Annotated in this window: 9 protein-coding genes; 3 read left to right on the top strand and 6 right to left on the bottom strand. The window is 55.3% G+C overall.

Features of this window, described 5'->3' with window-relative positions; all coding sequences use genetic code 11:
* Positions 1-18 precede the first annotated feature (18 nt).
* Complete coding sequence (locus B3I26_RS16120) at positions 19-270, bottom strand: hypothetical protein (RefSeq protein WP_296258992.1); 252 nt, start codon at positions 268-270, stop codon at positions 19-21.
* A gap of 20 nt (positions 271-290) precedes the next feature.
* Positions 291-695, bottom strand: coding sequence for a hypothetical protein (locus tag B3I26_RS16115; RefSeq protein ID WP_296258990.1), 405 nt, complete (start codon positions 693-695; stop codon positions 291-293).
* Between the two features lie 144 nt (positions 696-839).
* Here B3I26_RS16115 and B3I26_RS16110 point away from each other — a divergent pair, with 144 nt between their 5' ends.
* The 3 genes from B3I26_RS16110 (at position 840) to B3I26_RS16100 (ending at position 6,238) form a co-directional block, all read left to right on the top strand.
* The gene (locus B3I26_RS16110; RefSeq protein ID WP_296258989.1) at positions 840-1,082 is read left to right on the top strand and encodes a helix-turn-helix domain-containing protein; all 243 of its coding nucleotides are present in this window, start codon (positions 840-842) and stop codon (positions 1,080-1,082) included.
* Positions 1,083-1,946: 864 nt separating this feature from the next.
* Entirely contained in the window at positions 1,947-3,659 is a 1,713-nt protein-coding gene (locus B3I26_RS16105; protein WP_296258987.1) for a site-specific DNA-methyltransferase, read from the top strand.
* Positions 3,656-6,238, top strand: coding sequence for a DEAD/DEAH box helicase (locus B3I26_RS16100; RefSeq protein WP_296258985.1), 2,583 nt, complete (start codon positions 3,656-3,658; stop codon positions 6,236-6,238). Before B3I26_RS16105 ends, B3I26_RS16100 begins: the two co-directional genes overlap by 4 nt.
* A gap of 569 nt (positions 6,239-6,807) precedes the next feature.
* On the opposite strand, the gene B3I26_RS16095 is transcribed toward B3I26_RS16100, so the two are convergent.
* The 4 genes from B3I26_RS16095 to B3I26_RS16080 all read right to left on the bottom strand — a co-directional run bounded on the left by B3I26_RS16095 (position 6,808) and on the right by B3I26_RS16080 (position 10,210).
* Complete coding sequence (locus B3I26_RS16095) at positions 6,808-7,542, bottom strand: LexA family transcriptional regulator (RefSeq protein ID WP_296258984.1); 735 nt, start codon at positions 7,540-7,542, stop codon at positions 6,808-6,810.
* 549 nt (positions 7,543-8,091) lie between these two features.
* A complete protein-coding gene (gene ppa, locus B3I26_RS16090) occupies positions 8,092-8,619 on the bottom strand; it encodes an inorganic diphosphatase (RefSeq protein WP_110947834.1) in 528 nt (175 codons plus the stop codon).
* 148 nt (positions 8,620-8,767) lie between these two features.
* Positions 8,768-9,559, bottom strand: a complete 792-nt coding sequence (locus B3I26_RS16085) for a zinc-dependent peptidase (RefSeq protein WP_296258981.1) — start codon at positions 9,557-9,559, stop codon at positions 8,768-8,770.
* Positions 9,560-9,562: 3 nt separating this feature from the next.
* A complete protein-coding gene (locus B3I26_RS16080) occupies positions 9,563-10,210 on the bottom strand; it encodes a DedA family protein (RefSeq protein WP_296258979.1) in 648 nt (215 codons plus the stop codon).
* Positions 10,211-10,245: the final 35 nt, after the last annotated feature.

Genomic DNA, 10,245 nt, shown 5'->3' with positions numbered 1-10,245 from the left:
GTCTTTCATGGGGCTCGTTCAGTACACGACGAAGCTATCTCCATTTTCATAGAGTTGACTCGAGTGGATCGGCGGGCAGCCAGGGCCTTGCATCTCGTGAGCAAGAGACTGGTACACCTCACGAGCGGAGCCTTTGACCATCACTGTTTTACTCACTGGAGACGAGTCAATACCTCGCTGGGTTAAGCCATAGCTACACCCTGTCAAAAGCAGCATGGCAGCGACCAGTCCCGGTATTTTCAGATGCTTTGCTTCAACAATCGCCCGCATGTTCAGTCCTTTAATCACGGTCAGTTCGCAACGGTTTTAGTTGTCATGGTGCAGTTCGAAGAAGCTTTGAACCATGGGTTATCTGACTGGCAAAACTCGAAAGGCGTCATGATTCGTCCGCCAGCCGTGAACGACCCAGTCGGTGTACGCTCACGGATATCTTGTGGCTCAACGAGTCCTGAGCAGATCTTTTCAGAAGTTAACACCGCCCCCTTACCACCTGCTGAGCGGACGCTGTAGACATCTGCGTCATAACCCCGGGCCACCTCTATTACCACGCACGAACTGTCCTTTTTCACACCATTGTTGATGAATTCGCAGCGTGTGCTGCCATTCATTTTTGTCGAGCAGTCTGCCTTGACCTCCGCAAGTGTTGGGGCTGAAAGCAGCACGGTGGTGGCAAAAATCAACGCTTTGTTCAGCACGGAGAGATCCTTTTTCGGCTTTTGGTTGGTCCGTTGCCTTACACATTCAGGCAAAACAGTCTCGGATAATACCTAAAAACCTGTTTTGGGATAATCCCAGAACAGGTTTATTTAGTCCGCCAGTCCTTTTTTTGGCGGCGCACTTTGAAATCCATCCACTCGGAACCGTACCAGCGGCTGCTCGTATTACTGATCGAGCAGCGCAAGCTGGCAAGCATCACGCAGCAACAACTCTCTGAGGCACTCAGCCGGCCGCAGTCGTTCGTTTCCAAGTACGAGCGTGGAGAGCGTCGTCTTGACGTGATCGAATTCTTAGAAATCTGCAGGCATTTGGACGCGGATGCGTATGAGATTCTTAAAGCGGTAGCGCCACCGCGCCGCAGTTAAGCTGCCGGATGCCATAACCTTGCAACCGCCGCGCTGTGGCATCTCCCTGATTTCTTTTTCAGCGTACAACGCCCGACCGCCAACCTTTAGTATGCGGCTCGATCAACCGCTGAAGCTGCTTTGTTAGGTCCGCCCACCAGCAAACTATCTCGCTGCGATGATCAAGCGACCCTGGCAAAGCTGGGGATTGAGACGGATCTAGCTTTCACGCTAAATCCAAACACACCGGCCGCATAGAAAATCACCTTGCACACATCCACGGCACGCTATGCATCTCGGACGATAGAGTAGACGAAGTGGCCGAGGCGCTCAGGAAGGCGCTTGCAATGGATGACAGGCACCGCCACAGCAACCATGTTGCCAACGTAAAATAGCCCCGGAGCATTCAGTGGTGGGCTGCCTGCTGCATCAAGGAATACAGCATTACTGCTATCAGGCTGAAAGCTGCTCCAGGTCAAATAACTCGTCCAGGCTGCGCCTCCACTCGGAATTCCTTGCATTGCTCAAGACGTAGTTTAGTGGCGAACACTCTGTTTCTGGGGCCTCTCCAGCAAGGGCCAGGCACGCTGCCTTAGTCACTTGTCCTAGGGTGCTCTACAGGTTCACAAGGGCGGCGTGCTCTCGTCTTCGACGACGTAATGCATGATAATGTGTGATTTGAACAAGCCGTTTTCGCGACTCTGGACGAGCGAGGCTGGGAACCCGGTAAGCTCTTACTTGATCAGGCGCGGCCGTGAAGCCTCCGCTCATAGAAATATTTCACGAAATATGTCGTCGAAAACTCGTCAGCACTGCCGCGACTCGCATGGCTTCCATCTGGATCCAGGCACGGCAGGTGTCCACCCCTAGACAACCGAGGAAAGCTTGAGCGCTATCGACTATTCCACTTTGACTAAAGAGCAACTCATCGAAGTGCTTAAGCGTCGCGACGTGCAGGCTCATTACGGGCTGCATTGGGAGCGTCAGAACATTACCCCAGATAAGGCGCTCAACCGAGACTTCGTTGGGTTCGAGCTTCTACCTGAGCAGTGCTACGGTGAGGGCCCATGGGAGAACCTCGTCATCGAAGGGGACAACTATGATGCGTTGAGGCACCTGGCCACCACCCATGCGGGGCAGTTTCATCTCATTTATATTGATGTCCCCTACAACACGGGCAACAAGGATTTTGTCTACAACGACCACTTCTTCGACTCCCGAGACCGCTACCGGCACAGTACATGGCTCGAATTCATATATCAGCGCCTGGTTTTAGCTAAAGCCCTCCTCAAAGAGGATGGCGCCATCGTAGTCAGTATTGACGACAATGAGCTGTTCAACATGGGGCTGCTCATGAATCAAGTATTCGGCGAGCGTAGTTTCTTAGCTAATTGCATTTGGCAAAAGCGCTACAGCCGTGAGAACCGTAGCGCTATCGGCGATGCACATGAATATCTCTTGATTTACTCACTCAAGCCTGATGCGTTCAAGCAGCGCCGAGGTAGGTTGGTTTTAGGTGATAAACAGAAGTCAGTTTACAAAGAGACAGGGCATCCCCGAGGGAAGTGGCGTGCCGTGTCGCTGTCCGCTCAAGGGTTCCGGCCTAATCAGATGTACGAAATTGTCTCGCCAATTACAGGAAAAGTCTTCCGCCCCCCAGAAGGGGGCTGTTGGAAGGTAATAAAGTCAAAATACGATGATCTTCTAGCGCAGGGGCTTATCTACTTTGGTAAGGATGGCAACGCCATGCCTAGCCGGATGCAGTTCTTGGAAGACATTGATGGCATGACACCTTGGACTTGGTGGCCGCACGACGAGGTCGGGCACACCGACGAGGCGCGAAAAGAGATTCAAGACATCTTTGGCACGCAGACGGCTTTCGATACTCCGAAGCCCACCCGGCTAATGGAAAGAGTCCTCCAAATCTGCGCCCCAGAGAAAGACGCTCTTGTGCTCGATTTCTTTGCAGGCTCTGGAACTACGGCGCATGCGTTGCTCCGAATGAACAAGGCTGACGGAGGGCAAAGAAGATTTGTGGTGGTGTCTAGCCGTGAAGCGACTGACGAGACACCTGACAGAAACTTATGCCGCGACGTTTGCGCTGTGCGAATTCGCAAGGCGATGGAAGGATACTCGTCGATAAAAACTGGTTTTGTCGAACCTCTAGGGGGCTCATTTGCTTACCTGAAGGCCATTCCTGTCCCGATGCATAGGTTCGAGGAGCAGCTCACAGACTCTATGGTTTGGACATTTGCTCAGCAGGCTTCTGGCCATCCTTTGAGTGCACCACAGCAGGGGGTATCCACTTCAATAAATGGCAATCATCTGATCGCATACTGTGCCAATACAAAGCCTTCAACGTTGGCAGCTCTCTGTGCAAAATTGGAGAACCATAAGGGGCCAGCGGTGGTACTTAGCTGGGGTATCCAAGCGGTGCAGGAAGCCCTAGTAGGCTTAGCTATGAACATAAGCTATGTGGCTGTGCCTCAGGACTTGCAGCATGCCTTCCGGCAAGGCAACGCGCAGGTCCGAGAACCTGAGCCTGTTGAAACCGAAGCAAGGGAAGATCAATTGGTACTACAGGGAGAGCAGCCGTGAGCCGAACCGTCCCGATGCCTTTTCAAGACCGGCACATCAATGTGTTAGTCGAGAGATTTGTAGCTCTGAAGTCCACCTACGATGCCTTGGGCTCCAATCCACGTAAGGATGAGCTTGAACGCCTCCGCCGTAACGGCGCGTGCGTTCTCTTGCAGGCCCCCACCGGTATTGGCAAAACGTTGATGGCTAGCGAGTTTATCGCGAGATTTTCGCCCACAGATCGAATCATATGGTTCTGGTTCGCACCCTTCACTGGCGTTCTTTCTCAGGCTAAAGCGTCGCTCAAGCGGCAGGCCCCAAGTTTGATACACCTAGATATTGACTCTGATCGCCAAGTCGAGAAGCTTCTCCCAGGAGCGGTATTCGTCCTAAGTTGGCAGACGGTGGCAGCCAGATCTCGTGACTCTCGTGTAGTCCGGCAGACCGGTGATGTAGGCATGGCTGTCGATGACTTGATAGCTGAAGCAAGACATCTCGGTTTTCGCATCGGTGTCGTGGTAGACGAAGCTCACCATGGGTTTGTCCGTGCCACTGAGGCAGGACGTTTTTTCGCCGAGGTGATGTCACCGGACTATGTATTGCTGATGACGGCTACTCCTAGAGACACGGATGCGGCTAAGTTTGCCAAGCAAACTGGTTACCAGATCGGAGGGCCTAACGATTGGGCGTCGATCACACGTGCCGAAGGGGTGGACGCGCAGCTGCTAAAAAAGAGCGTCAAGGCTGCAAGATTCATAGCCCAGAACCAGGACGATGCGCAGCTGCTAGCTTTTGAAGAGGTGGCCATGTCTGAAGCCGCCGCGATGCACCGGCTTATCAAGACTACCTTAGCCGACGCCAACGTCGGGTTGGTCCCCTTGATGTTGGTGCAGGTCCCCAACGGCGGACAGATGTTGGAGCAAGCCAAAAAGTATCTGATCAACGTTCTACGCTTTCCAGAAACAGCTGTACGCAGTCACACCTCGGACGAACCGGATCCGAACCTGTCGGCACTTGCGGACGATCCTCAGGTTGAAGTCATCTTATTTAAGATGGCGATCGCAACCGGATTTGATGCTCCTCGGGCTTTCACTCTCGCAGCTCTCCGTGGCGCTCGCGACTCCAACTTTGGCGTACAAGTCGTAGGGCGCATCATGCGCGTTCACCGTTTGCTTCAAGGCCGGCTCAACGACATGCCGCCTTTATTGCATTATGGTTATGTATTTCTTGCGAATGGGGAGGCGCAGGAGGGCTTGCTCAACGCTGCAGCGCAAATAAACCAATTGCCTGGCCAGCTAGCGTCCGCTACACCCGCTACTGTCGTAACCATCATAGGGGGTGAGTCGAGTGTGCAGGTTGCTAAACCTGGGGAAACCTTCTCTCTTCTCGCTAATCAAAAGAGCACGGCGTTGTCTATCAACTCGGCGGATAACAGTGCCCGGCCTACAAACGGTGAAGGTACGCCAGATCTTGTAGATTTGAGTTCATCGTATATTTCTTCCTCCCAAGGGTTAGGATCGCAGATAGATTTTTTTCAGATACTTGCTACACCTCCCGGCCCCGTTCTTTCAGTAGGAAGTCAGACACCTGCCGACCCGCTTCATCCGGGGCTGGCGCATGGCTACACGGAATCCTCACCCCTTGCCCGTGCCTTTCAGCTAGAAGCCCATTCGAATGGGTTCAATTATGCACTTAGGGCTGCGACCCCTCAGTCGCTTGTAACTGAAACTCTACCTCCTTTGCCCGAGGACTTCGAGCAAAGGCTTGCTCACCACATCGACTTCTCTCGGGTACTCGGTGATCGACTAAAAGTACGCTCAAGGGTTACAGAGCGGGTGACCGATGTATTTGCATCAGGAACCGCGCCGGAAGATAAGGATGTATGGGCAACCGTCTCTCCGGTTGCCATTGCTCAGAGGGCACGTCAGATAGCATTTCAGTTCGAAGAGGTTGATCGGCGCGAGCTGCTTCATGCGTTACGGACGCGCTTCCGGGAAGTGCTTGTCAGTGAGGGATACGAACTGCCGGAGAGCGAAGAAGCATTAACCGGCCAGTTGGAGTTAGTCTTAGTTCGTAACGACAAGCTCATTCGTGACGCGCACAAACGTCTGAGATCTGAGCAAGTCAGTTCCGCCACCGTCCCATTGCCAGCGTTCGTATCATCCACGATGCCGTTGGCGCCAGCTGCTCGCAACCTCTATGGCATTTTCCCGGAAGATCTTCGACCTCAGGAGCGAGAGTTTGCTGAAATGCTTGATACTTCTTCTCAAGTGTTGTGGTGGCACCGTAATCCGCCGCAAAAACCTTTTTCTGTAGCCCTGTACGGCTGGGCTGAAGGAGTGGGATTCTTTCCGGACTTCGTCGTCGGCGTTGCCGAGCGCAGTGAAGGAAGCGGGGTAGCGTTAGGTGAAGTCAAAGGACCGCATCTCCGACAGTTTGACAAAGCAAAGGCAGGTGCTCGCCATGTCGAATATGGCCGAGTCTACATGGTTGGCAAAGCTGGCGCTGAGGGAAGCTTCCGGATGTGGCGCCTAGCTAATGACGACCAGACTCTCGTCGACGACGGGCCATTCGAGGTACAGAGGATGCGTTATTCATGATGCGAGAGCAGCGCAACCTGGGTTCAAGGGGCGCTGCGAGCGTCAATGACTGGCGTAATGCATTGTAATCCCGCTTCAAAGTCAGCGCGCGGTCGATCGGGGGGGGAATGCCGTCAGGTGCGCCGCCTATAAAGCGACATTCAAGCCCGATGTCCTAGCCAGGGCGGAAGCAATCCATCATCTCAGTTGAAGATGGACGAGGTCCCGCGCCAACACAGTTCCGAGCAGGCAGCGTGGGTATGGGCTGGCGTATGGGCTAGTGAAGCTTGCTAAGTAAAAATTCTTATTTTTCAATGTGATAGCGAAATAAAAAGCCGGCTTGTGGCCGGCTTCTCGGTGACGGGCTTGGTGAGTTTTTGGCTAACCGCACTCGTCCGCAAAAGTGCGCGCTGCGAGCAGGCGCTTGTTAGGTAGACCAGGCAGGTCGCGAAGACTTTACCTTGTCGATCACCCTCGGCGGGTAGCCTGTGGGTGGTGAAACGAAGGCGTGCAGGATACGCATTCTTGCATCGCCTGCCCAGTCCTGAACCGCTGTCATGTCTCTTCATCCGCGCTTTCGTTTTTCCGGGTCAGGGGCTGGTCGCAGGGTGGCGGCGGTTGTTGAGCGTGGACCACCAAAAGATCCAGCCTAGGATGTGGATGTGTTGTTCCTGAACCTGCTCGGCGCTGAAGATTTCGTCGGGGTATTCGCCGGCGTTGTGGCTGCGCAGGCGCAGACCGCCGCCGGGAAGGCGGTAAAGGTATTTCACGCGCAACATGCCATCGTGCTCCAAGGCATACATTTCGCCGTCAATGACGCTGATGCGACCTCGGTCTACGCCGACGAGCGAGCCGTCCTGGATCTTGTCGGCCATACTGTTACCGACCATGGCGACGCAGATGGCGTTGTGCAGTTCGACGTCCATGGCTTCGAGCACGCGTCTGGCCAGGCGGACTTTATGGTTGGGCAGCTCGCTGACCGCTGTGCGCCTGCCAGCATGAGGCAGGTTTTGCGTTTGCACCTCGGTGTAGAAGGGCATCTCCAGTTCTTCGCGCGCACTGCCGCGCTCCATGCGTGGCTTGGCGATGCCGGTCAGACCGCTTCTGTCGAGTTCACCGGGGTGCTTGGCTCCCTCCCCGGTACGCAGCCAGCGGACATTGACGCTCAGCAGTTCGGCGACTTCTTCCATACGCGCCAAGGGTATCCCGCGCTTGAACCAGTTGTTCACGTGTTGCGGCGTCACCTTACGGTTGGCGGCGAAGTCTGTTGCAGAGAGACGGCACTCTCGCAGAAGGACACGTAGTCGATCACCTGATGTATTCATGAATCGAAGTTTACGTGCGGTTGCACGTTGTTTAAATGAACGAAGTGTTCAAATGCGCACAACTTCAACGTAGAAGGCGATTGTGGGGATTACAACTTGAGGGCGCTCTTGTAGGAAGTTTCAACAACTATATTGTTTTCGGTCAACAGTCGCAAAGACCGGCGCCTGCAAGGCGATTTTAGTACAGGGTACGAGATAGAGCGTCGGTTAAAGACGTATGTTGTGGGTATTGTGTTTCGAAAGGGTGGCGGGTACTACGGGTATAAACGAGTTGTTTGAAGGGGCGCAGGTTTAAACATTTTTTCGGACACATACGGTGAAAAAGCTGCCGAGAGGCCATGCTTGCGCGCATCCGAAATGCACCTATGGCATGACCTTGTAGTCAGTTCGCGATCGATAACGAATCAATGGGTGCTTACGATCTGGCGGGCTCTGAGTTTCCAGCCTTTCATAACGCCGAGAGCCGGCTGGCATGAGACCCCATCGGGGGAACAGCAGAAAGAATACGCAGCTCCGAGGCGACTGGCGCCCCGGAGGTGTCGAACCGGATCAGCCCTTGTAGGCAGCGACCGATTTGGTGATGGCTTCGCGAGCGGCGTCTGCGCCGGCCCAGCCTTCGATTTTTACCCATTTGCCTTTTTCGAGGTCTTTGTAGTTCGCAAAGAAGTGCTCGATCTGCTGGATCAACAGCGGTGGCAGGTCGGTGTATTCCTTCACGTCGACGTACAGCTGGGACAGTTTGTCGTGTGGTACTGCGATGACTTTGGCATCGCCGCCGCCATCGTCGGTCATGTTCAGTACGCCGACCGGACGGGCGCGGATGACCGAGCCGGGTGCAACCGGGTATGGCGTCACAACGAGCACGTCGAGGGGGTCGCCGTCGTCGGCGAGGGTGTTGGGGATGAAACCGTAGTTGGCCGGGTAGAACATTGGGGTGGCCATGAAACGGTCAACGAACAGCGCGTCGCTTTCTTTGTCGATTTCGTATTTGATCGGCGCGTGGTTGGCCGGGATTTCGATTGCGACGTAGATGTCATTCGGCAGGTCTTTGCCGGCCGGAATCTTGCTGTAGCTCATTGGGCTTTGCCCCCTTGGTTGACCATTCAGAATCTGGCGTCCAACGCCAAAAAGTGGCCCGGATTATAGGCACATTCGAAAAGCGTTGCCATGCGTGGCGCTCGCCTTCCAGGCGTTGGGTTGAGCCTGATAGACCGGCGTTTCAGACTTAAGTGCCGGGTTGAAGTGCCGTGAGGCGGGCCAGAGGGTCCTGCCGATAAAAGGCTTTGAGCTGGGCGTAGACCTGCGGATACGCCTGGGCCAGCAAATCCGGTGCACTGAAGAAGTATTCGCTGGTGACGGCGAAAAACTCGGCAGGATTCTCCGCCGCGTAAGGATCGATCGCGGTTTCAGCATCGGGGTCCGCGTCCAGCTGGCGATTGAGGTCATCGAAGGCGCCCTGCATGGCGCTGACCCAATCGGCGATGCGCATGTCGTTATGCAGGGGCGGGTGGCCGTTGGCACCGCCGTTGAGCATGTCGAGTTTGTGCGCCAGTTCGTGGATCACCAGGTTGTAGGCTTCCCAGCCGCCGCTGGCCAATACGCCCGGCCACGCCAGGATGACCGGGCCCTGGGACCAGGCCTCGCCACTGTGTTCGCCATCCCACTCGTGCTCGACGCCGCTGGCGTCGCGGTGCTTTTGCGGGCTGATGAAATCGTCACCGTAGAGGACGATTTCATGAAAGCCCTGGTACCAGTTCAGGTCGCCCAGGGCCAATAGCGGCAACTGCGCCTGGGCGGCGAGAAACAGGCGCGACTCGTCATCCAGGTGAACGCCTTCCAGTGCCGTGAGGTGTTTGCCATGCAGAAACAGTACGCAGCTGTCGAGCAGGTAGCGATCCTCTTCGGCGGTCAGGCCATCAAGGATCGGCAAGCGTTGGCGTACCCGCGCCCATAGCTCAGGCTCGACCGGGTTGCGCGCCAGGGTGCGACGTTTCAGCCAGTTGCCGATTGACCACATGATTCAGCGCGCTGTGGCCGAACGGCCCATACGGCTGCGAACCAGGCCGATAATCATGGGCAGCAGCGAAAGCACGATGATCGCCAGCACCAGCAGCGTGAGGTTTTTCTTGATGAATGGGATGTTGCCGAAGAAATAGCCGAGGGTGACCAGACCGCCGACCCAAAGGATCGAACCCAGCACGCTGAAACCCAAAAAGCGCAGGTAGTGCATCTTGCCCAGGCCAGCGACGAAAGGGGCGAAGGTGCGAATGATGGGCAGGAAGCGCGCCAGGGTCACGGTCTTGCCGCCGTGACGCTCGTAGAATTCGTGGGTTTTGGTCAGATAGTCGCGGCGGAAAATCTTCGAATCGGGATTTTTGAACAGCCTGTCCCCAAGGTTGCGGCCGATGACGTAGTTGGTGCTGTCGCCGAGAATCGCTGCGGCCATCAACAGGCAAGCGAGCAAGACCGGATCCAGGCCGCCGCCAGCCGCGACGGCGCCTGCAATGAACAGCAGCGAATCACCCGGCAGGAAAGGCGTGACGACCAGACCCGTCTCACAAAAGATCACCAAAAACAGGATCGCGTAGACCCAGGTGCCGTAGTTGGTCACCAACAAGTCGAGATAGACGTCGAGGTGAAGGATGAGGTCGAGCGGGTGGAAATCCATGTACGGCACCTGATTGAAAAAGGCCCCAAGCGGGC

The organism is Pseudomonas sp. UBA5706, from assembly GCF_002419965.1.
Classification (GTDB): Bacteria; Pseudomonadota; Gammaproteobacteria; order Pseudomonadales; family Pseudomonadaceae; genus Aquipseudomonas.
The sequence above is the reverse complement of the archived record's forward strand: the minus strand, read 5'-3'. Positions and strand labels throughout refer to the sequence as shown.